Source organism: Pseudomonas sp. S1_E05 (assembly GCF_056337105.1).
In genome coordinates this window covers 1865016-1887538 of sequence record NZ_JBFRHM010000001.1, presented here as the reverse complement: position 1 = coordinate 1887538, position 22523 = coordinate 1865016, and the positions used below count along the sequence as shown (strand labels likewise).

Below are 22523 nucleotides of genomic sequence, written 5' to 3'. Positions count from 1 at the left end.
CCCGTGCGCCTGCTCGCGTGGTTGATCAGCGCTGTGTTGTGCTGCCCGGCGGTGCAGGCGCAGGTTCGCACCTATGACGAAATGATCGCCGCCGGGGAGTTGAAAGTGGCGGTGTACAAGGACTTCGCTCCCTACAGTTTCGAAGACGCCGGCAAGGCGCGCGGCGTAGACGTCGAGCTGGCCAGCGCCCTGGCACAAAAGCTCGGCGTGCGCCTGACGCTGATCTGGGCGCCACCCGGCGAGAAACTCGACGATGACCTGCGCGACTACATCTGGCGCGCCAGCCAGTTGCACAACCAGCAACTGGCCGACCTGATGATGCGCGTCCCCTACGACCAGGATTACGCGCGCAAGCGCAATGACGTCGGCGAGCTGGAAAACGGCCACGTGGTGATGTTCGGCCCCTACCAGAACGAGCAATGGCAGGTCGCCTATGATCGCCGTCGCCTCGACTCGGTGGCGAGCGTGGCGGTGTTCCAGGCGCACCCCATTGGCGTGGAGGTCGACAGTGTGCCGTCGTTCTACCTGACTTCGGTGTTCAACGGCATGCTCGCCGGCAAGACCCGTCACTATCCCGGTGTACCCCAGGCCTTTGCCGCGATGAAGGCCGGCGAGGTGGACGCGGTCATGGCCATGCGCGGCGAGATCGACTGGCAAGTACACGAAGCGGCTGACCCGCAAATCGCGCTGGCGGAAAACGCCTACCCGAACATGGGCAAGCAGCGCTGGGAGATCGGCATGGCCGTGCATGAAAGCAATCGCCAATTGGCCTATGCCGTGGAAGAGGGGCTGGAAGCGCTGATCCTCGAGGGTTCGGTGAAAGCCATTTACGCCCGCTACGGCCTGCGTTACGACGTACCCGAGATGTACCAGCCATGAGCTGGCGCGCCTGTTGGCTCCTGGCCTGCTGGTTGCCCCTGGCCGCGCAAGCTGCGATCGATCCAGGGCCGGACCCGGTGCCATCGGTGATGTGGGCCTTCTACCACAAGCAGATACTCGGCGATGCGCCGTTCGTGTTCGATGATCGAGTCAAGCTGCTGGCGCCGCCGTTTGCCGAAGATGCGCGGCAAGTTCCGCTGGAAATCGATGCGCGGGCGTTCAAGGGCGACGTGGTGAAAATCCTCGCCTGGGCCGAACTCAACCCGCTGCCGAAAATTGTCGACTTCCAACCCCAGGCCGGTGTGCTGCCCTGGCTGTCGATCCGCATCCGCATCGAACAGGCCACACCGTTGCGCGCCGCCGTGCAGACGCGCGATGGCCTGTGGCATGTGGGCTCGGTCCTGATCGATGCGGCCGGTGGCGGCTGCACGGCACCGAGTGTGGTGCGCACCGAGCCGGGCTGGGAAGAGCGCCTGGGCCAGGTGCTGGGCGGGCGTTACCCGCGTGGCGACTTCAATCGCCTGCGCGTGCAGGTCTCGCACCCGATGGACAACGGCCTGGTCAGCGGTATCCCGGAATTTTTCATCAACCACGCCGAACTGCGCGCCGAGGATGGCCGCTTGCTGGCCAATCTGGAACTGTTTCCCGCCGTCAGCGAAAACCCCAACCTGGCCTTCGACGTCGAAGGCCCAGGGCAGACGCGCCTGATGCTGCGCGACAACAGCGGCAATGAATTCGATGCGGCCATACCTTGAGGAGCGCGCGATGCGTTGGATGCTGCTGTTGCTTGCGAGCTTGAGCCTGCCGGCCCTGGCTGATCTCGACTACACCCTGACACCCCGGCAGATCGCCGAAGACACCTGGCTGCTGGAAGGCAGCACCGACAATTTCGCCAAGAGCAACGGCGGCAACATCGTCAACACGGCGTTCATCATCACCGAGTGGGGTGTGGTGGTCATCGACACCGGGCCATCGCGCCGCTACGGCGAGGCGATGCGCAAGGCCATTGCCGCGACCACCGACAAGCCGGTGATCGAAGTGCTGTTGACTCACCATCACCCGGACCATGTGCTGGGCAACCAGGCATTCCAGGATGTGCCGATCGCCGCATTGACCGGCACCACTGAACTGCTCCGGCAGCAGGGCGATGCCATGGCCGAGAACATGTACCGGCTGGTGGGCGATTGGATGCGCGGCACCGAAGTGGTATTGCCCACCGAAACGCTTGTGCCGGGCGTGCGAACTTTTGGGAATCACGATTTGCGTCTGCTGAGCCTGGGTGGGCATACGGGCGCGGATCTGGCTATTCTCGACCAGAAGACCGGCGTGCTGTTCGCCGGCGATCTGGTGTTTTATCAGCGGGCGCTGACCACGCCCAACAGTCCGGGGCTTTCGGTGTGGCTTGCGGACATGGCCACCCTGCAAGGCTTGCCCTGGACCCGGGTCGTACCCGGCCACGGCCCCGTGGCCACCGACGCCAAACCCTTCGAGCAGATGCGCGATTACCTCGGCTGGCTTGACCAACTGATGCGCGACGGCGCCGCCAATGGCAGCGACATGGCCGAGATGATCCGTAGCCCCATCCCCGAACGTTTTGCCGCCATCAGCCTGAGTCGTTATGAGCTGATCCGCAGTGTCAGCCATCTGTATCCGCGTTATGAGCGGGAGGCGATGAAACGCGTGGATCAGTAACCCCCTGTAGGAGCGAGCATGCTCGCGATGAATTCAAGAACGCCGAGGGGGATCAGGCCTCCCGCGTTATCGTTGACGACCATCGCGAGCATGCTCGCTCCTACAGGAGGGCAGCGGTGTTGATCAAGACCCCCTACCAAGGAACTACAAATCTCAACACTGCGTGCAATTGTTGCAGGGCCCCCGGCGACCAAGAATCTGCACCAGACCGGGAAAATTTCCCGGGTATAACAAAAACCCGCAGAGGTAGCCGCCATGACCCAACCCGTACGTCGCCAACCCTTCGTCCTGAGCGTGCTGCTCAGTGCCATGCTGCTGTCCGGCACGGCCTTGGCCGCCGTCAGTGACCAGGACATTCTCCAGGACCCCAAGAACCCGGAGCAGATCGTCACTAATGGTCTGGGCGTCCAGGGTCAGCGCTACAGCCCCCTCGACATCCTCAACATTGACAACGTCAAGGACCTGCGCCCGGCCTGGGCGTTCTCCTTTGGTGGTGAAAAACAACGCGGTCAGCAAGCACAGCCGATGATCAAGGACGGCGTGATGTACATGACCGGTTCCTATTCGCGGGTGTTCGCTGTCGACGCACGCACCGGCAAGAAGCTCTGGCAGTACGACGCGCGCCTGCCCGATGACATCCGTCCGTGCTGCGACGTGATCAACCGTGGCGTGGCGTTGTACGGCGACCTGGTGTTCTTTGGCACCCTGGACGCCAAGCTCGTGGCCCTGAACAAAGACACTGGCAAGGTGGTGTGGAGCAAGAAAGTCGCCGACCACAAGGAAGGCTACTCGATCAGTGCCGCGCCGCTGGTGATCAACGGCAAGCTGATCACCGGTGTGGCCGGTGGCGAGTTCGGCGTGGTCGGCAAGATCGAAGCCTACGACCCGAAAAACGGTGACCTGTTATGGAGCCGTCCGACCGTGGAAGGCCACATGGGCTACGTCTACAAGGACGGCAAGGCCATCGAGAACGGCATCTCCGGCGGCGAAGCCGGCAAGACCTGGCCGGGGGACCTGTGGAAGACCGGCGGCGCGGCCCCCTGGCTGGGCGGCTACTACGATCCGGAAACCAACCTGCTGCTGTTCGGCACCGGCAACCCGGCACCGTGGAACTCGCACCTGCGTCCCGGCGACAACCTCTACTCGTCGTCGCGCCTGGCGCTGAATCCGGATGACGGCACCATCAAGTGGCACTTCCAGAGCACACCGCACGACGGCTGGGACTACGACGGCGTCAACGAGCTGGTGTCGTTCAACTACACCGAGGGTGGCAAGGAAGTGAAAGCGGCGGCCACCGCCGACCGTAACGGGTTCTTCTACGTGCTGGACCGCACCAACGGCAAGTTCATTCGCGGCTTCCCGTTCGTGGACAAGATCACCTGGGCCACCGGCCTGGATAAGAATGGTCGGCCGATCTACAACGAAGCCAGCCGTCCTGGTGCGCCTGGCAGCGAGGCCAAGGGCAGCTCGGTGTTCGTGGCACCGGCGTTCCTGGGGGCGAAGAACTGGATGCCGATGGCCTACAACAAGGACACCGGGCTGTTTTACGTACCGTCCAACGAGTGGGGCATGGACATCTGGAACGAAGGCATCGCCTACAAGAAAGGCGCAGCGTTCCTCGGTGCCGGTTTCACCATCAAGCCGCTGAACGAAGATTACATCGGCGTGTTGCGCGCCATCGACCCTAAAACCGGCAAGGAAGTGTGGCGGCATAAAAACTATGCGCCGTTGTGGGGCGGCGTCCTGACCACCAAGGGCAATCTGGTATTCACCGGCACCCCGGAAGGTTTCCTTCAGGCCTTCAATGCCAAGACCGGGGAGAAGGTCTGGGAATTCCAGACCGGCTCCGGCGTGCTGGGTTCGCCCGTCACCTGGGAAATGGACGGTGAACAGTATGTGTCCGTGCTCTCCGGCTGGGGCGGCGCCGTACCGCTGTGGGGCGGCGAAGTGGCCAAGCGCGTGAAGGACTTCAACCAGGGCGGCATGCTCTGGACCTTCAAGTTGCCGAAGGAGTTGGTGGCCAAGCATTGATCCCGGGCTAACAGGACCTCTGTAGGAGCGAGCTTGCTCGCGATGAGGGCGTGTCAGCCGCCAACGATGTGACTGACATTCCGAGATCGCGAGCAAGCCCGCTCCTACAGAGGCCGAAGCAGCGCGAATCTACTACCAAATAACGAGAGCCCCTCCTGCCAACGGCGCATTCGTCTGGCCGGCGGGGCTCTCTACTATCGGTTCATCGCCTGTCGAACCGACGGGCAGCGACCCAGACAGAGGCTCACCATGATCTACGCACAACCCGGAACACCTGGCGCCGTCGTGTCCTTCAAGGCGCGCTACGGCAACTTCATCGGCGGTGAGTTCGTGGCGCCGGTCGGTGGCGAGTACTTCACCAACACCTCGCCGGTCAACGGTGAAGTGATCGCCGAGTTCCCGCGCTCCAGCGCCGCTGATATCGACAAGGCCCTGGATGCTGCGCACGCAGCCGCTGACGCCTGGGGCAAGACCTCGGCGCAGGACCGCTCGCTGGTGTTGCTGAAAATCGCCGATCGCATCGAGCAGAACCTGGAAATCCTCGCCGTTACCGAAACCTGGGACAACGGTAAGGCCGTGCGTGAAACCCTCAACGCCGACGTACCGCTGGCCGCCGACCACTTTCGTTACTTCGCCGGCTGCATCCGTGCCCAGGAGGGCGGCGCCGCCGAGATCAACGAGCTGACCACCGCCTACCACTTCCACGAGCCACTGGGCGTGGTCGGGCAGATCATTCCGTGGAACTTCCCGCTGCTGATGGCCGCCTGGAAACTTGCGCCGGCCTTGGCTGCCGGCAACTGCATCGTCCTCAAGCCCGCCGAACAGACACCGCTGTCGATCATGGTCTTTGCCGAACTGATAGCCGACCTGCTGCCGGCCGGCGTGCTCAACATCGTCCAGGGGTTCGGTCGCGAAGCTGGCGAAGCGCTGGCCACCAGCAAGCGCATTGCCAAGATCGCGTTCACCGGCTCCACCCCCATTGGTGCGCACATCATGCATTGCGCGGCCGAGAACATCATCCCGAGCACTGTCGAGCTGGGCGGCAAGTCGCCGAACATCTTCTTCGAAGACATCATGAAGGCTGAGCCTGCGTTCATCGAGAAAGCGGCCGAAGGCCTGGTGCTGGCGTTCTTCAACCAGGGCGAAGTCTGCACCTGCCCATCCCGCGCCCTGGTGCAGGAGTCGATCTACGAGCCGTTCATGGCCGAGGTAATGAAGAAGATCGTCAAAATCAAGCGCGGCAACCCGTTGGACACCGATACCATGGTCGGTGCCCAGGCGTCCGAGCAGCAATACGACAAGATCCTCTCGTACCTGACCATTGCCCAGGAGGAGGGCGCCGAGCTGCTCACTGGTGGTGCGGCCGAGCGTCTGGAGGGCGACCTGTCCAGCGGCTATTACATTCAGCCGACCCTGCTCAAGGGCACCAACAAGATGCGCGTATTCCAGGAAGAAATCTTCGGCCCGGTGGTGGGCGTCACCACCTTCAAGGACGAAGCCGAAGCCCTGGCCATCGCCAACGACACCGAGTTCGGCCTCGGTGCCGGCCTCTGGACCCGCGACATCAACCGCGCCTACCGCATGGGCCGGGCCATCAAGGCCGGGCGCGTGTGGACCAACTGCTATCACCTGTACCCGGCCCATGCCGCGTTCGGTGGCTACAAGAAGTCCGGGGTAGGGCGTGAAAACCACAAGATGATGCTCGACCACTACCAGCAAACCAAAAACCTGCTGGTGAGCTACGACATCAATCCGTTGGGGTTCTTCTAACCCTCTGAAGCAAACACGACCCACTGTAGGAGCGGGCTTGCCCGCGATGAGGGTGTATCAGTCGCCGATGATGTGGCTGACACACCGCCATCGCGGGCAAGCCCGCTCCTACAGTGGGTATTGTGTTTTTATCAGATTGATCACCTCCTACCAACGCACCCCACACCTTCGTTCGAAAGTAGCATTCGACCCCCGCACGCACCGTGCATTAATGACCTTACCGGAATTGCCCGGCATAAGAAGAGGATTGACCCATGTGGACTAAACCCGCGTTTACCGACCTGCGCATTGGCTTCGAAGTGACGATGTATTTCGCCAATCGCTGATCGATCACCCGGCCAGCCGTGGTGTTGGCCGGGCCTGCCTTCTGGAGCATTGCCCATGCACATCCGTGTTCTCGGCTCCGCCGCTGGCGGTGGTTTTCCGCAGTGGAACTGCAATTGCCGGCAATGCTCCGGCCTGCGCAATGGCAGCCTGCGCGCGCAGCCGCGGACGCAGTCCTCGATTGCCCTGAGCGACAACGGTGTGAACTGGCTGCTGTGCAATGCCTCCCCGGATATCCGCGCGCAACTGGAGAGTTTCGCGCCGCTGCAACCGGGTCGCCGTCTGCGTGACACGGCGATTGCCGGCGTATTGTTGATGGACAGCCAGATCGACCATTGCACCGGTCTGTTGAGCCTGCGCGAAGGTTGTCCGCATTCGGTGTGGTGCACCGCGCGGGTGCATGAAGACCTGAGCAGCGGTTTCCCGTTGTTCAACATGCTCAAACACTGGAATGGCGGCTTGCAGTGGCGGCCAATCGAACTGGACCATGAGCCGTTCCACATCCCGGCCTGCGAGCATTTGCGCCTGCGCGCCATTCCGCTGGTCAGCAACGCACCACCGTACTCGCCCAATCGTGGCAACCCGCAACCCGGCGACACCATCGGCCTGTTCATCGAAGACCTGCGCTCCGGCGCGTCCGTGTTCTATGCCCCGGGCCTGGGGCAGGTCGATGACCACGTGGCGAGCTGGATGGACCGCGCCGATTGTCTGCTGCTGGACGGCACGTTGTGGCGTGATGACGAGATGCGGGTATGTGGCGTCGGCCAGAGCCTGGGCAGCGAAATGGGCCACCTGCCGCAAAGCGGGCCGGGTGGGATGCTGGAGTTGCTCCAGGATTTCCCCCGCCAGCGCAAGGTGCTGATTCACATCAACAACACCAACCCGATCCTGGATGAGGACTCGGCGGAGCGGGCGTTGCTCGAGCGGCGGGGGATCGAGGTGGCTTATGACGGGATGAGTATTGTGTTGTAGCTGCCGGCTTTATCGCGGCGGTGCGACGAGGCCCGCCCAGACAACAACAAAAATAACCGGAGAAACAACATGCCCCAACCCCCCATGACCCGCACCCAATTCGAGCAAGCCCTGCGCGCCAAGGGCGCCTACTACCATATCCATCATCCCTTCCATCAGGCGATGTACGCAGGCCGTGCCACCCGCGAACAAATCCAGGGCTGGGTCGCCAACCGTTTTTACTACCAGGTCAATATCCCGCTCAAGGACGCCGCCATCCTCGCCAATTGCCCCGACCGCGACGTGCGCCGGGAATGGTTGCAACGGATTCTCGATCATGACGGTGCGCCTGGCAGCGAGGGCGGCATCGAAGCCTGGTTGCGCCTGGGCGAAGCGGTCGGCCTGGACCGCGAACAGATCCTGTCCCAGGAGCTGGTGTTGCCCGGCGTGCGCTTCGCCGTGGACGCCTATGTCAACTTCGCCCGCCGCGCCTGTTGGCAGGAAGCCGCAAGCAGCTCATTGACCGAGCTGTTCGCGCCGCAGATCCATCAGTCGCGGCTCGACGCCTGGCCGACGCATTACCCGTGGATCGACGCCACAGGCTACGACTATTTCCGCACCCGCTTGAGCCAGGCTCGTCGCGACGTGGAGCATGGCTTGCGGATCACCCTGGAACATTACGTGACCTTCGAGGGCCAGCAACGCATGCTGGAAATCCTCCAGTTCAAACTCGACATTTTGTGGAGCATGCTCGACGCCATGAGCATGGCTTACGAGCTGGAGCGTCCGCCGTATCACACCGTCACCCGGGACAGCGTCTGGCACCGGGGGATCGCCTTGTGAGCCCGATCGACCGCACGCAGTCGCCGGTGTTGCGCCGGGGTTTTCGCCTGCAATGGGAGCCACGCCAGGACTGCCACGTATTGCTGTACCCCGAGGGCATGATCAAGCTCAATGGTAGCGCCGGGCAGATTCTCGGTCTGGTGGATGGCCAGCGCAGCGTTGCGGCGATCATTGAGTTGCTGGCCGCAGAGCACCCCGGCGTGCCCGGGATCGACGAGGATGTGCTGGCGTTCCTGGAGGTGGCCCATGCGCAGTTCTGGATCGAATGACACGCTGCCCGGTCCACCGCTGTGGCTGCTCGCCGAGCTGACGTATCGCTGCCCCCTGCAATGCCCGTATTGCTCGAACCCCCTTGATTTTGCCCAGCAGGGCACGGAGTTGACCACCCAGGAGTGGATACGCGTATTCGCCGAGGCCAGGGAAATGGGCGCGGCACAATTGGGCTTCTCCGGTGGGGAACCGCTGGTGCGCCAGGACTTGGCCGAACTGATCAAGGCGGCCCGGGACATGGGCTATTACACCAACCTGATCACGTCGGGTATCGGCTTGACGGAAGACAAGATTGCCCAGTTCAAGGTGGCTGGGCTCGATCACATCCAGATCAGCTTCCAGGCCGCGGACGAGACGGTCAACAACATGCTCGCCGGCTCACGCAAGGCCTTCGCGCAGAAACTGGCGATGGCCAGGGCGGTGAAGGCCCAGGGTTACCCGATGGTGCTGAACTTCGTCACCCATCGGCACAATATCGATCACATCGACCGCATCATCGAGCTGTGCCTGGAGCTGGAAGCGGATTTCGTCGAATTGGCCACCTGCCAGTTCTACGGTTGGGCCGAACTCAATCGGGTCGGCCTGCTGCCGACCCGCGAGCAATTGCAGCGCGCCGAACAGGTCACCCACGACTACCGCCAGCGTCTGGAAGCCCAGGGTCATCCTTGCAAACTGATCTTCGTCACCCCTGATTACTACGAGGAGCGCCCCAAGACCTGCATGAATGGCTGGGCCAACCTGTTTCTCGACATTACCCCTGATGGCACCGCGCTTCCCTGTCACAGCGCCCGTCAATTGCCGGTGCAGTTTCCCAACGTACGTGAACACAGTATCGAGCACATCTGGAACGACTCGTTCGGCTTCAACCGCTTTCGCGGCGATACCTGGATGAAAGAGCCTTGCCGCTCGTGCGATGAAAAACACAAGGATCTCGGCGGTTGCCGCTGCCAGGCGTTCATGCTCACCGGCGATGCCGAAAATGCCGACCCTGTTTGTGCGAAGTCGCCGCACTACGGGATCATCCTCAAGGCCCGGGAGGAGGCCGATGAGCCGGGGTTGGGGATGGCGCAGCTGACGTTGCGCAACGAAAAGGCGTCGCGGCTGATCTATCGCGGTTAGGCCCAACACTGGCACTGCCCCTGTGGGAGCGGGCTTGCCCGCGATAGCGGTGTATCAGTCACACCATCAGTGCCTGACACACCCTCATCGCGGGCAAGCCCGCTCCCACAGGTAAATTGGTCTGATTGCATTCGCAGCAATATCGGTTAACGTGACCCTATCTTCCAAAACAATAAGAAACAGGCTTTCAAATGAGCCAGAGTCTCAGCCAGCTGCGTAAATTCGTTTCACCTGAAATCATCTTCGGTGCCGGGTGCCGGCACAATGTGGGCAATTACGCCAAGACCTTCGGCGCGCGCAAGGTGCTGGTCGTCAGCGACCCCGGGGTGATCGCCGCCGGGTGGGTGGCCGATGTCGAGGCCAGCCTGCAGGCGATCGGTATCGATTACTGCCTGTACACCGACGTGTCGCCCAACCCACGGGTCGAGGAAGTCATGCTCGGTGCCGAGATCTACCGGGAAAACCATTGCGATGTCATCGTCGCGGTCGGCGGCGGCAGCCCGATGGATTGTGGCAAGGGCATCGGCATCGTCGTCGCCCATGGTCGCAGCATTCTCGAATTCGAAGGCGTGGACACCATCCGCGTGCCCAGCCCGCCCTTGATCCTGATCCCGACCACGGCCGGCACGTCGGCGGACGTGTCGCAGTTCGTGATCATTTCCAACCAGCAGGAGCGCATGAAGTTCTCCATCGTCAGCAAGGCGGTGGTGCCGGACGTATCGTTGATCGACCCGGAAACCACGCTGAGCATGGACCCGTTCCTGTCCGCCTGCACCGGCATCGACGCGCTGGTGCATGCCATCGAGGCGTTTGTGTCCACCGGAAACGGGCCGTTGACCGATCCCCATGCCCTGGAGGCGATGCGCCTGATCAATGGCAACCTCGTGCAGATGATCGCCAACCCGACGGACATCGCCCTGCGCGAAAAGATCATGCTCGGCAGCATGCAGGCCGGCCTGGCATTCTCCAACGCGATTCTCGGCGCAGTGCACGCCATGTCCCACAGCCTGGGCGGTTTCCTCGACTTGCCCCACGGCCTGTGCAATGCCGTGTTGGTCGAGCACGTGGTGGCGTTCAACTACAGCTCGGCGCCGGAGCGTTTCAAGGTCATTGCCGAGACGTTTGGCATCGATTGTCGGGGCCTCAATCACCGGCAGATCTGCGGACGCCTGGTGGAACACCTGATTGCCCTCAAGCACGCCATCGGCTTCCACGAAACCCTTGGCTTGCATGGCGTTCGCACGGCGGACATCCCCTTCCTGTCGCAACACGCCATGGACGACCCGTGCATCCTGACCAATCCGCGCGAGTCCAGCCAGCGTGATGTCGAGGTCGTCTATGGCGAAGCCCTCGACGACCAGCAACGCGCACTTGCGGGGCTGCTTGGCCTGGGCAGCCACTCGGCGCGCAAGAGCCACTACCCGGAACTCGCCGCGCGCCTGGATGAACTGGAAGCCGAGCGCAACCGCTACAAATGGCTGTTCGAGAACGCCGTGCACGGGATTTTCCAGGCCAGCCTGGAGCAGGGCATGCGCGCCGCCAACCCGGCGATGGCGCGCATGCTCGGCTACCAGAACCCGCAGCAGGTGCTGTTTTCCCTGGCGGACCTGGCGAGCAACCTGTTTGTCGGCGGCGCGCAAGAGTTGGAAAACATCGGCGAAATCCTTCGTCACCAGGGCAGCCTGCACGGTTACGAAACCCAGTTGCGCCGTCAGGACGGCAGTCACCTCGATGTGTTGATGAACCTCTTGCTCAAGCCAGGCCAGGAAGGTCTGGTCGAAGGCTTCGTCGCCGACATCACCGAGCGCAAGCAGGCCCAGCAACGCCTCCAGCAACTCAACGACGAACTGGAGCAGCGAGTCACCGCGCGTACCGATGAACTGCTCGAGGCCAATCGCAACCTCCAACAGCAGATCACCCAGCGCAAGCAGATCGCCGAAGCGCTGCGCGATGCCCGCGACGCCGCCGAAGCGGCCAACCGCAGCAAGGACAAATACCTCGCCGCCGCCAGTCACGATCTGTTGCAACCGCTCAATGCCGCGCGTTTGCTGATTTCCACCTTGCGTGAACGAAAGCTGCCGGAGGTCGAGCAGGTGCTGGTCGAGCGCACTCACCAGGCCCTGGAGGGTGCGGAGGACCTGCTCACCGATTTGCTCGATATTTCCCGTCTCGATCAAGCGGCGGTGAAGCCGGACGTGGCGCTGTATCGCCTCGACGAATTGCTTGGGCCTCTGGTGTCGGAGTTTCAGTCGGTGGCGGCTGCCGCCGGGCTGAATCTGCGTGCACACATTGGCGACTACGCCATTCGCACTGACTTGCGCCTGGTGACGCGCATCCTGCGCAACTTCCTCAGCAACGCCTGCCGCTATACGGAACAGGGCAGCATCCTGCTCGGTGCACGCAAGCGCGGCGAACACTTGCGCCTGGAAGTCTGGGATACCGGGCGTGGTATCCCCGCGGATCGTCTCGAATCGATCTTCCTGGAGTTCAACCAACTGGATGTCGGTCGCGCCGCCGACCGAAAGGGCGTGGGCCTGGGGCTCGCGATCGTCGAGCGCATCGCCAAGATCCTCGACTATCGCATTCAGGTGCAGTCGCGGCCGGGGCGCGGCTCGATGTTCAGCATCGAGGTGCCGATTTCCCTGGAGGTGCCATTGCCCATCAGCCTTGCTGCGCCACAGGCGAGCACCGGCAATCCGCTGCCGGGACGTCGGCTACTGGTGCTGGACAACGAAGTGGCCATTTTGCAAAGCATGAGCGCATTGCTCGGCGAGTGGGGTTGCGAAGTGGTCACCGCCACCGACGAAGAGGCAGCGCTGGCGGCGTTGCAGGGCCGAGCGCCCGAACTGATCCTGGCGGACTACCACCTCGATCATGGCGTGGTGGGCTGTGATGTGGTGCGCCATCTGCGCGAACATTTCCGTCGGGCGATCCCGGCGGTGATCATCACCGCCGATCGCACCGACCAATGCCGGCGTTCGCTGCAAAAGCTCGAAGCGCCGTTGCTGAACAAACCGGTGAAGCCCGGCAAGTTGCGGGCGGTGTTGAGTCAGATGTTGGTCTAGTTGTGGGAGCCTTACCTGTAGGAGCGAGCATGCTCGCGATGAGGGGTGTCAGTCACCGAGGATGTGATTGATTGACCGCCATCGCGAGCAAGCTCGCTCCTACGAGGGTAGGGTGAATACTTCAGGGTGAAACTCATTTCCACGCTTTGGTCTTGCTCCAATAGCACCAACCCCGGACGCCCCGGCAAGTGGTGCGCGTTGACTGGGTGGCTGACCGGTTCGATGCAGAAAAATCCCAGGTCCACCGGGCAATACAGCAGGAAATAGTCGCTGCCCTGAGCCTGGCATTCCAGCTGGTAACCCAGGTCAGGTTGCTGGATCAGGCAGTAGCCATCCCAGCCGCAGAAGCCGTTGTCGACGAGGGTGTCGGGCAAGGCTCCCAGCGCCTGAAAATTCCACTCGGCCGGCAACGCCACCTGGCGGGTCGGCAACTTCGCGGCGTCGCTCAACCACACCTGATCCGCCCTGGCCTGCAGCCGCGTGGCTTGGGTACGTGGCAGGTACGGGTGCAAGCCCAGGCCATGCCACGCCGCCCGTTCGGCCAGGTGGGTGACGTGCAGTTCAATGGTCAGCTTGCCGCCACTCAACTGAAAACGCTGCCGGGCGCGGTAGGCGAAAGGCTTCACGCTGTCCAGTTGCAGGACCACTTCAGAGGAGGACTGCGAAACCACCTGCCACGGCTGTTGCCACGCCGTGCCATGGATCGGAAACGGGTCGGTCAGGCTGTTCGGTTCCAACGCCAGCCAGCCATCCGGGCGGTCGAAACCACCGTCGGAAATACGGTTGGACCACGGCGCCAGAGGAAAGCAGCCGAGCTTGCCCGGCAGGCCGGTCTCGAGCGCGTGACTGTCGGCGTGACGCAACAGCGGCTGGCCGCTTTCGCGCACGCGCCAGTTGACGATGCTACCGCCAATTTCAGGGGAGAGGGTGAGGAGGGTGAATGGGTCTTCGAGTTCAAGCAGGGTTGGCGTCATGTTGACTCGCAATAGGATCGAGAACAAACAGCAGGAGCTTTAGGGGCTCCTGCTGGTCAGTGCGTGATTACAACACCAGGTGTGGCAGCCACAGCGACAGCGCAGGGATGTAGGTCACGGCCATCAGTACCAGGAACAGCACGGCGTAGAACGGCAGCAGCGCCTTCACGGTTTTCTCGATCGACACTTTACCCACGGCGGAGCCGACGAATAACACCGCGCCCACGGGCGGTGTTATCAAGCCAATCCCCAGGTTCACCAGCATGATCATGCCGAACTGCACTGGGTCGACGCCAATGCCGAGAATCACCGGCATCAGGATCGGCGTCAGGATCAGGATCAGCGGCGCCATGTCCATCACCGTGCCGAGCAACAGCAGCATGACGTTGATGCACATCAGGATCACGTAGCGGTTGTCCGACAGGGTCAGGAACATCGTGGTGATCTTCGCCGGGATCTGCATCAGCGTCATGATGTAGCCGAAGCTCGCGGCGAAGCCGATCAGGATCATCACGATCGAAATCGTGCGCACGGTGCGGTGCATCAGTTTCGGCAACTCGCTCCACTTGTAGTCGCGGTAGATGAACATGGTCACGAAGAACGACCAGAGCACGGCGATCGCCGCCGATTCGGTGGCCGTGAAAATACCCGACAGAATCCCGCCGAGAATGATGACCATCGCCATCAGGCCCCACAGCGCTTCGCCGCAGATCTTCAGCGCCTGGCGCATCGGGATGACTTCACCCTTGGGGTAGTCGCGCTTTTTCGCGAAGATCAGGCACAGCACCATCAGGCACGCGCTCATCAACAGGCCCGGGACAACGCCGGCCATGAACAGCGAGGCAATCGACACCGTGCCGCCCGCGGCCAGCGAGTAGAGCACCGAGTTGTGGCTGGGCGGGGTCAACAGCGCCTGTACCGAACCGCTGACGGTCACTGCCGTGGCGAATTCCCGTGGGTAGCCACGGCGTTCCATTTCCGGAATCAGCACCGAGCCCACCGACGCGGTGTCGGCCACCGACGAGCCGGAGATCGCGCCGAAGAATGTCGAGGCCATGATGTTGACCAGTGACAGGCCGCCACGCACAAAACCTACCAGTACCCCGGCAAACGCCACCAGTCGGCGAGACATGCCGCCCTCGGCCATGATCGCGCCCGCCAGGACGAAAAACGGAATCGCCAGCAGGGAGAATTTGTTCACGCCACCGGCGACCTGAATCATCAGCGCCTGGAACGGAATATCGATCCACCACGCCCCGATCAGGGCGGAAAGACCCAGCGCATAGGCGACCGGCATGCCGATCAGGATCAATGCGATAAAACTGCCGATCAGAATCAGAGCGTCCATTAAGCGGCACCTTCGCTTTCTTCAACGAGGTCGAAACGCACGACCTTACGGTTGCTCTGGTCACCGAGCAGGAGTTTTTCCAGGACAAAAATCAGCGTCAGCACGCCGCCCACCGGAATCGGCATGTAGGTGATGCCTACGCGCAAGGTGGGCAGGGCGCTCATGAACTGATTCCAGGTGGACATGCACAGCTTGGTGCCCCAGATGGCCATGAACAGGCAGATGGTCGCCATCAGCAACTGGGAAACGATGCTCATGGTCCGGCGCAGTGGCGGGGCCATGCGGTCGGTGAGCATCGCCACCGCCATGTGTGCACCGGCGCGATAGCTGGCGGCAGCACCGATGAAGGTGAACACCATCATCAGCAGGATCGCGGTGGGCTCGGGCCAGCTGGAGCCGGTGCCGAGGACGTAACGGGCGAACACGCCCCAGGGGATGATCAGGGAAATGGCCAGGACAGACAGGCCCGCGACCCAGATACAGGTCATGTACAGCCTGTCGTTGATACGCAGCAGTAGATTCTTCATCGGGTTCCACCGTAACCGGGCGCACACGCACGTTCACCAACGTACGCGGCGCCGGGCCTTTCATGAGTGCAGAGGGTTACTGGACGGCTTCGATGCGCTTGATCAGGTCGGCATAAGGCGCGCCGTACTTCTCACGGATCGAGGCGGTGGCCTCATAGAAGGGTTTTTTGTCGACGGTGATGAACTCGACGCCGGCTGCCTTGAGTTTTTCTTCACTGCTGGCGGATTTCGCGTCCCACAGGGTGCGTTCCTGGGCCTGTGCGGCCTTGGCGGTTTTCTTCACCAGGGCTTGCTGCTCGGGGGTGAGCTTTTCCCAGGTGATCTTCGACATCACGATGGGTTCAGGCAGGATCAGATGCCCGGTCAGGCTGTAGTACTTGGCGTTCTGGTAGTGGTTGTGTTCGAGCAGGGTCGGTGGGTTGTTCTCCGCACCGTCGATCACGCCGGTTTGCAGGGCACTGAAGATTTCGCCGGTGTCCATCGCGATGCCGTTGGCGCCCATCGCGTTGAAGGCGTCGATGAACAGGGGGTTGCCTTGCACGCGGATTTTCATGCCCTTGAGGTCTTCGATCTTGCGTACCGGTTTTTTCGTGTAAAGGTTACGGGTGCCGCCGTCCATCCAGGCCAGTGCCACGAGGTTGAATTCGGAGTTGGTGATCTTGTCGAGGATCGCGTCGCCGACCTCACCGTCGATGACTTTGCGCATATGAGCCTGGTCGCGGAACACGAACGGCAGGTTGAACACGTTCACATCCGGCACCACCGGCCCGACGATACCGAGGCTGACGCGAGCCATCTGGATTGCGCCGACCTGAGCCTGCTCGATCACTTCCTTCTCGGAACCGAGCACGCCGCCGGCGAACATCTTGAAGGTCAGTTTGCCGTCGCTCTCGGCGACCAGGGTTTTGCCCAGTTGCTCTTCCGCCACGACGGTCGGGTAGCCGGCAGGGTGGATGTCGGCGAATTTGATTTCCAGCGCATGGGCGGCGCTGCTGAGGGTGAAGGCCAGAGGGAGTGCAGCGGCGAGAAGAGTGCGTTTGAAGTCCATTGGGGGTGTCTCCAGTGTTGTTATTTTTTGTATTCAAGGCACAGCGGTGCAGCAGCGTTGCTGTTGTTGCTAGGGGGTGAACTGGGGTTCGGCCAGGCCCTTGACGCCGGGGTCGAGGGCGAACACGCCACCGGCCAGCGATTGCGGGTCCTGGTCATCGCCTGGGCGGATCGAGGTCACGAACAGCGTGTCCAGTCGACTGCCACCAAAGGCGCACATGCTGGGTTTCTTCACCGGCACGGTGAGGGAGCGGTCAAGGCGACCGTCCGGGGTAAATCGATGAATCAAGCCGGCATCGTTGGCACAGATCCAGTAGCAGCCCTCTGCATCGACGGCGGCGCCATCGGGGCGTCCCGGGAGCGGCTTCATGTCAACGAACAGCTGCCGATTGGACGGCGTGCCGCTGTCGGTGTCGTAGTCGAAGGCCCAGATCTGCTGGACCTGCGGATGGGAGTCGGACAGGTACATCGTCTTGCCATCCGGGCTGAAGCCCAGCCCGTTTGGCACGATGAAACCGTCCAGTTGCGCACCCAGTGGCCCACGTTGTCCGGCGCTGTAGCGATACAGTTTGCCCTCGACGGCATTGGCGCCCATGTCCAGTACCATGCTGCCGCCCCAGAAGCGCCCCTGGCGATCGCATCGACCGTCGTTGAGGCGCATGTCGGTGCGGGCATGATCGACGTGGGCCAGCAACTGGCTGTCGATCGTGCCGTCGGCGTGGGGGTGCAAGGCAAAAAATCCGCTTTCCATGCCGGCCACCCAATGGCCGTCACGATGACGAGCGATGCAGGCGAGCATTTCCGGCGTGGTCCAGCTTTCGACCTGGCCACTGTCGGCGCTCCAGCGCTGTAGCGCGCCGACTGGAATATTCACCCAGTACAGCGCGTTTTCCTCGGGCACCCAGACGGGGCATTCACCCACGGCGTTGCGGGCATCGACAATCAGTTCGGCTTGCATGGCGCGTCATTCCCTTGGTTGTTTTTATGGGTGAAACGCAATGAATCAGTCGCCGAACGGGCCTGCCGCCACGAAGGCGCCACCCTGATAAACCATCGCTGGATCGTCGGCGGCGGGCATGGGCTGCGCTTCGACCTTGTCGCGGAACACTTCGGACGTGTCCTTGGGCGCATAGCCCAGCGCGCTAGCGTAGCGGTTGTCCCACCAGACGTTCTTGTTGTCCGAGGCGCCATAGACCACGGTGTGGCCGACGTTTGGCGCGTACAGGGCGCGTCCGATCAGGTGGGTCAGATCGCCGAAGCTCAGCCAGGTGCTCATCATTCGGCGGTTCTGTGGTTCCGGGAACGAAGAGCCGATACGGATGCTCACGGTCTCGATGCCGTAGCGGTCGAAATAAAACGTCGCCACGTCTTCGCCGTAAGACTTGGACAAGCCGTAGTAGCTGTCCGGGCGGCGCGGGGAGCGCGCGTCGATGACTTCGTCCTGCTTGTAGAAACCGATGACGTGGTTGGAACTGGCAAAAATGATGCGTTTCACGCCATGGCGTCGTGCTGCTTCGTAAATGTGGAAGACGCCACAAATGTTGGCGCCGAGGATGTCTTCGAAACAATGCTCGGTCGATACCCCACCGAAGTGCACGATTGCGTCCACGCCTTCGACCAGGTGATGGACGGCTTGCTTGTCGCCCAGGTCGCAGGTGACGACTTCTTCGCGCTCGTCGATGGCCGGCGCAATATTGGCGATGTCCGAGAGGCGAATGACTTTGGCGTAAGGCCGCAGGCTTTCGCGCAGCACTTTGCCCAGGCCGCCGGCGGCACCGGTCAGCAGAAGACGATTGAAAGGGGCATTGGGCGTGGAGGTCATGGCAGTTCCTGTACGCAAAATCATTGTTGAATTTGTTGTAGGTTGTCGTACGACACAGCGGAAGTATCGTAAGGGTTTTCAGCTCTTGTCAACGCGACTTTGGTCAAAATTGGACGAAGGGTTTCACCTGAGCCATGGGGCTGAAACTGTGGGAGCGGGCTTGCCCGCGATGGACGTCAACGATGACTCGGACATCCTGATGCCCTGCCATCGCGAGCAGGTTCGCTCCCACAATAAAACCATGTGATCAGGTCACGATCCGGCGCTTACAACAACGAAATCGGATAGCTGATGAAAATCCGGTTCTCGTCGAACTCGTTGGTGCTGAAGCTCTTGCGAATGCTTGCGTTACGCCATTTGACGTTGAGATTCTTCAGCGGGCCGCTCTGCACGGTGTAGGCCAGCTCCGACTCGCGACCCCATTCCTTGCCGTCGGTAATCGTGCCGGTGTGCACGTTGTCGCCACTGATATAGCGGTTCATCAGGGTCAGGCCCGGCACGCCCAGCGCCACGAAGTTGTAGTCATGACGCAACTGCCAGGACTTCTCCTTGGCGTTGTCATAACTGGAGTTGTAGCTGTCGTTGGCCAGGGTGCCGCCACTGGTGCCGTTGACGCGCATCCACTGGTCATCACCGCTGAGTTTTTGCAGGCCGACGTAGAAGGTGTTGCCGCCGTACTTGGCTGAGAGCAGGGCGAACGCGGTCTTGTTGTCCAGATCGCCCGCCAGTGCGCTGCCGTCTTCCTTGCCGATGAAATAGCCGAGGTTGGCGCCCAGGGTCCAGTCGCCCATGGGCTGGCTGTGGCTGAGGTTGAAATACTGCTGTTGGTAGATGTCTTTCAGCTCGGAGTACCAGACGCCGACCTGGGTGCGCTTGTCATTGAACGCATATTCGCCGCCGCCGAAGTTGAAGCGGTCAGAGTTGAACGACGCCGATTTGCCGTTCATGAACATGTCTTCCATGCTCGCATCGTTGCGCGGGCTGTTCTTCTGGAACTGGCCGCCGTACAGCGTCAGGCCGGCGATTTCGTTGGACGTGACCTGGCCGCCTTGAAAGGTCTGCGGCAGCGAACGACCGTCATCGGAACGCAGGATGGGCAGCACCGGCATCCACTCGCCGACTTTCAGTTCGGTCTTCGAAATCTTGCCTTTGAGGGCCACGCCCAGCCGGCCGAAGTTGTCCGCCGGACGACCGTCGTCATGGATCGGCAGCAACTGCGTACCACCGGTGCCTTTACCACCGTCGAGCTTCTGCGAATACATGCCCAGGATGTCAACGCCAAAGCCGACGGTGCCCTGGGTGAAGCCCGACTTGGCATCGAGGATGAAGTTCTGCGTCCACTCCTCAGCCTTGCCTTGCGGGTAGGCCGGATTGACGTAGTTACGGTTGAAGTAGGCGTTACGCAGGTTCAGCGTAGCCTTGCCATCATCGACAAAACCTTCGGCGCTGGCAGACATCGGCATGGCCAGCACGGCCAGGCTGCTGCAACCGATCAGGCTGAGGGTATTGCGGCGAATGAAGGTAGGGCGAGGGGTGCAAATAGAGGAATTGCGGGCGAGTTGACTCACAGTGACGCTCCCTTGTTTTTTGTTGTTTTTATTTTTTGTTATACGTCGTCGTACAACATTGGGGCGAATATTTGCTAGGTTTTCGAGGCTTGTCAATCAAAAGTTATAGGATGACTTAGGGCGTATGGCACGCCCCTGTAGGAGCGGGCCGCGAAGAGGCCGGCACATCCAACAACGATGGTGCCTGACCTTGCGCTTTCGCGGGCCAGCCCGCTCCCACAGTGGATGTGTGCAGTCTGAACGATCCGTGCTCAGCGTGCGCAGGTCGCGTATCAAGAGGCGTTATCGTTTTGTTGCACTATCGACAGCCGCTGCGGTCGACATTTTCACCCAATGCCGCCCAGTGGAGAGCCAATGAGCAAGGACGTCCCAACCGCCGACACCAACCGCCGTCAATTGCAGCAAATCATCGCCGGCCTGTCCGATGGGGTGATTCTGCTGGAGCTCGATCAGACCATCCACTGGGCCAATCAGGCCGCGTTGGCCATGCATGGGGTCAGCGAGATCGGCGATCTGGGTGCTAATGCGCAGCAGTACGCCGAGCGCTTTACCCTGCGCTATCGCAACAATCACCGGGTTTCGTTCGAAAACTATCCGATCGCCCGAGTGGCGCGTGGCGAGCTGTTCGATGATGTATTGGTTGAAGTGACCAAGGCCGATGACGAGGAGCGCACCTGGGTGCACAAGGTGCGCAGCATGGTCCTGACTGACAGTCGCGGCGAACCGGAGTCGCTGGCGTTGATCATGGGCGACGTGAGCGAGTGGGCCAGCGCCGAGCAGCGGTTTGAAAGAACATTCAATGCCAACCCGGCCCCGGCGGTGATCTGCCGGCTCAGTGATTTGCGCTACATCAAGGTCAATGCCGGCTTTCTGGAAATGACGGGCTATGCCCGCGATCACGTGATCGGCTCGTCGGCTTATGAGCTGGACGTGCTTGAAGGGGCCGAAAACCGCGACCTTGCGATCCAGCGCCTGCGCGAACATGTCACCATTCCCCAGATGCAGGCCGATCTGAAATTGCCGGGCGGCGGCAGTAAACAGGTGATCGTCGCCGGGCAACCCCTGGAACTCAACGAGGAAGACTGCATGCTGTTTTCCTTCGTCGACATGGAGCCGCGCCGCAAGGCCGAGGTGGCTCTGCGCCAGAGTGAAGAGCGATTTGCGAAGGCCTATCGCATGACCCCGGTGCCGATCCTGGTGTGTGGCGCTGAAGACCAGGTGGTGCTGGATGTCAACGAAGCCTTTCTTGAAACCTTGGCTTATCCCAGTGAAGAGGTGCTGGGCAAGACCCTGGCCGAGATCGATTTCATCCAGGACAAAGGTGCACGCACGCGCATGTTTGCCGCGCTGGAAAAAGCCGGCAGCCTGGATCGAATCGACGCCAGCGTGCGCAAGAAGGACAAGGAATTGATTGATTGTGCGATTTCCGCCGACACCGTGAACATCCAGGACCGTCCCTGCTACCTACTGGTATTGATGGACATCACTGAGCGCAAACGCACCGAGCTTGAACTGGTGGCGGCGATTGAAGAGGTCATGAAAGACGCGTCGTGGTTCAGTCGCACATTGATCGAAAAACTCGCGAACGCCAAGAACGTCAACAAACCCAAGCTGCCCACGGCGTCCTTCACCGACCTGACGGCCAGGGAGCGCGACGTGTTGGGGCTGATCTGTGAAGGCCTCGCCGACAAGGAAATCGCCGCACGCCTGAAGCTGGCACCCAACACCGTGCGCAATCATGTGGCCACGGTGTATTTCAAACTGGACGTGCACAGCCGCAGCGAAGCAATTGTTTGGGCGCGTGAACGTGGGCTGTTTTCAGGGGAGTGGGGTGGCAAGGGGCAGCGCTAGGGTGCAAATGCACTAATACCCCTGGTGCAAATGGAGGTGTTTGGCTGGCGTCGGGATTCTTAGGCTTATGGCATGCGAAGGGTGTCTGCGGATACCCCGACCGTACCCTACGAAACAGCCAAAGGACCCATTACATGATTTCACTGGCGCAACTGCGTATGTTGATAGAACGCAGTTTTTCGCCCCTGGCGTGCGAATGCGCGATCACGGGCGACCATTCGCTGACCGTCAAGCTCTATCACCCCGGTTCCGGCCAGGTCGACCTTGTTGTCAGCGGCTTGAGCATCGCCAAATTGCAGTCCGCCGAATCGGTGGCTGCATTGATCGAAGAATTGCGCTACGAACTGCAAAGCAATGCGCTGCACTCACCCCGCTCGCAGGTGCAATAGGGCTCTTCAGACGCTGGAACCTGGCGATAGGCGAAACGTCGACCATTTTTATG

At 61.5% G+C, this 22523-nt stretch carries 20 protein-coding genes and 1 pseudogene; 14 read left to right on the top strand and 7 right to left on the bottom strand.

The features are described from left to right. The first annotated feature begins 3 nt into the window (after positions 1-3). The 12 genes and pseudogenes from AB4N33_RS08590 (at position 4) to AB4N33_RS08535 (ending at position 12944) form a co-directional block, all read left to right on the top strand. A complete protein-coding gene (locus tag AB4N33_RS08590) occupies positions 4-879 on the top strand; it encodes a substrate-binding periplasmic protein (protein WP_476456998.1) in 876 nt (291 codons plus the stop codon). Then, the gene (locus AB4N33_RS08585) at positions 876-1634 is read left to right on the top strand and encodes a quinoprotein dehydrogenase-associated SoxYZ-like carrier (RefSeq protein ID WP_460125641.1); all 759 of its coding nucleotides are present in this window, start codon (positions 876-878) and stop codon (positions 1632-1634) included. The genes AB4N33_RS08590 and AB4N33_RS08585 overlap by 4 nt, the downstream gene beginning before the upstream one ends. A gap of 10 nt (positions 1635-1644) precedes the next feature. Further along, complete coding sequence (locus AB4N33_RS08580) at positions 1645-2571, top strand: quinoprotein relay system zinc metallohydrolase 1 (RefSeq protein ID WP_476456997.1); 927 nt, start codon at positions 1645-1647, stop codon at positions 2569-2571. A 255-nt stretch (positions 2572-2826) separates the two neighbouring features. Continuing rightward, a complete protein-coding gene (locus AB4N33_RS08575) occupies positions 2827-4602 on the top strand; it encodes a PQQ-dependent methanol/ethanol family dehydrogenase (protein ID WP_460125637.1) in 1776 nt (591 codons plus the stop codon). A 249-nt stretch (positions 4603-4851) separates the two neighbouring features. After that, positions 4852-6372 (top strand): acetaldehyde dehydrogenase ExaC, encoded by a 1521-nt coding sequence (exaC, locus tag AB4N33_RS08570; RefSeq protein WP_460125635.1) that lies wholly within the window; start codon positions 4852-4854, stop codon positions 6370-6372. A 254-nt stretch (positions 6373-6626) separates the two neighbouring features. Then, positions 6627-6698, top strand: coding sequence for a pyrroloquinoline quinone precursor peptide PqqA (gene pqqA / locus AB4N33_RS08565; RefSeq protein ID WP_003253598.1), 72 nt, complete (start codon positions 6627-6629; stop codon positions 6696-6698). 55 nt (positions 6699-6753) lie between these two features. Beyond that, complete coding sequence (gene pqqB / locus AB4N33_RS08560) at positions 6754-7668, top strand: pyrroloquinoline quinone biosynthesis protein PqqB (RefSeq protein WP_476456996.1); 915 nt, start codon at positions 6754-6756, stop codon at positions 7666-7668. A gap of 69 nt (positions 7669-7737) precedes the next feature. Beyond that, positions 7738-8490 carry a pyrroloquinoline-quinone synthase PqqC gene (gene pqqC, locus AB4N33_RS08555; protein ID WP_460125631.1) on the top strand — a complete coding sequence of 251 codons (753 nt, stop codon included), beginning with the start codon at positions 7738-7740 and terminating at the stop codon, positions 8488-8490. Then, complete coding sequence (gene pqqD, locus AB4N33_RS08550) at positions 8487-8759, top strand: pyrroloquinoline quinone biosynthesis peptide chaperone PqqD (protein ID WP_460125629.1); 273 nt, start codon at positions 8487-8489, stop codon at positions 8757-8759. Before pqqC ends, pqqD begins: the two co-directional genes overlap by 4 nt. After that, a complete protein-coding gene (pqqE, locus tag AB4N33_RS08545; RefSeq protein WP_476456995.1) occupies positions 8737-9879 on the top strand; it encodes a pyrroloquinoline quinone biosynthesis protein PqqE in 1143 nt (380 codons plus the stop codon). Before pqqD ends, pqqE begins: the two co-directional genes overlap by 23 nt. A 191-nt stretch (positions 9880-10070) precedes the next feature. Continuing rightward, positions 10071-11231, top strand: a pseudogene (gene ercA / locus AB4N33_RS08540) (alcohol dehydrogenase-like regulatory protein ErcA); the annotation flags it as partial. 141 nt (positions 11232-11372) lie between these two features. Continuing rightward, the gene (locus tag AB4N33_RS08535) at positions 11373-12944 is read left to right on the top strand and encodes an ATP-binding response regulator (RefSeq protein WP_476458798.1); all 1572 of its coding nucleotides are present in this window, start codon (positions 11373-11375) and stop codon (positions 12942-12944) included. Between the two features lie 11 nt (positions 12945-12955). On the opposite strand, the gene AB4N33_RS08530 is transcribed toward AB4N33_RS08535, so the two are convergent. From AB4N33_RS08530 to AB4N33_RS08500, 7 genes are all read right to left on the bottom strand, one after another. After that, positions 12956-13918: an aldose 1-epimerase gene (locus AB4N33_RS08530; protein WP_476456994.1), complete on the bottom strand. Its 963-nt coding sequence runs from the start codon at positions 13916-13918 to the stop codon at positions 12956-12958. 67 nt (positions 13919-13985) lie between these two features. After that, a complete protein-coding gene (locus AB4N33_RS08525) occupies positions 13986-15266 on the bottom strand; it encodes a TRAP transporter large permease (RefSeq protein WP_460125619.1) in 1281 nt (426 codons plus the stop codon). Beyond that, positions 15266-15793 carry a TRAP transporter small permease gene (locus tag AB4N33_RS08520; RefSeq protein WP_460125617.1) on the bottom strand — a complete coding sequence of 176 codons (528 nt, stop codon included), beginning with the start codon at positions 15791-15793 and terminating at the stop codon, positions 15266-15268. Before AB4N33_RS08520 ends, AB4N33_RS08525 begins: the two co-directional genes overlap by 1 nt. Before the next feature lie 76 nt (positions 15794-15869). After that, entirely contained in the window at positions 15870-16841 is a 972-nt protein-coding gene (locus tag AB4N33_RS08515) for a TRAP transporter substrate-binding protein (RefSeq protein ID WP_476456993.1), read from the bottom strand. Between the two features lie 69 nt (positions 16842-16910). Continuing rightward, on the bottom strand, positions 16911-17798 hold the full coding sequence (locus tag AB4N33_RS08510; RefSeq protein WP_476456992.1) for an SMP-30/gluconolactonase/LRE family protein: 888 nt from the start codon (positions 17796-17798) through the stop codon (positions 16911-16913). Between the two features lie 45 nt (positions 17799-17843). Beyond that, positions 17844-18662, bottom strand: coding sequence for an NAD-dependent epimerase/dehydratase family protein (locus AB4N33_RS08505; protein ID WP_476456991.1), 819 nt, complete (start codon positions 18660-18662; stop codon positions 17844-17846). Between the two features lie 266 nt (positions 18663-18928). Then, positions 18929-20230: an OprD family porin gene (locus tag AB4N33_RS08500; protein ID WP_476456990.1), complete on the bottom strand. Its 1302-nt coding sequence runs from the start codon at positions 20228-20230 to the stop codon at positions 18929-18931. A gap of 354 nt (positions 20231-20584) precedes the next feature. Between AB4N33_RS08500 and AB4N33_RS08495 the strand changes: the two genes are divergently transcribed. Further along, complete coding sequence (locus AB4N33_RS08495) at positions 20585-22081, top strand: helix-turn-helix transcriptional regulator (RefSeq protein WP_476456989.1); 1497 nt, start codon at positions 20585-20587, stop codon at positions 22079-22081. A gap of 134 nt (positions 22082-22215) precedes the next feature. Then, positions 22216-22470, top strand: a complete 255-nt coding sequence (locus tag AB4N33_RS08490; RefSeq protein ID WP_460125605.1) for a DUF1652 domain-containing protein — start codon at positions 22216-22218, stop codon at positions 22468-22470. Positions 22471-22523 lie beyond the last annotated feature (53 nt).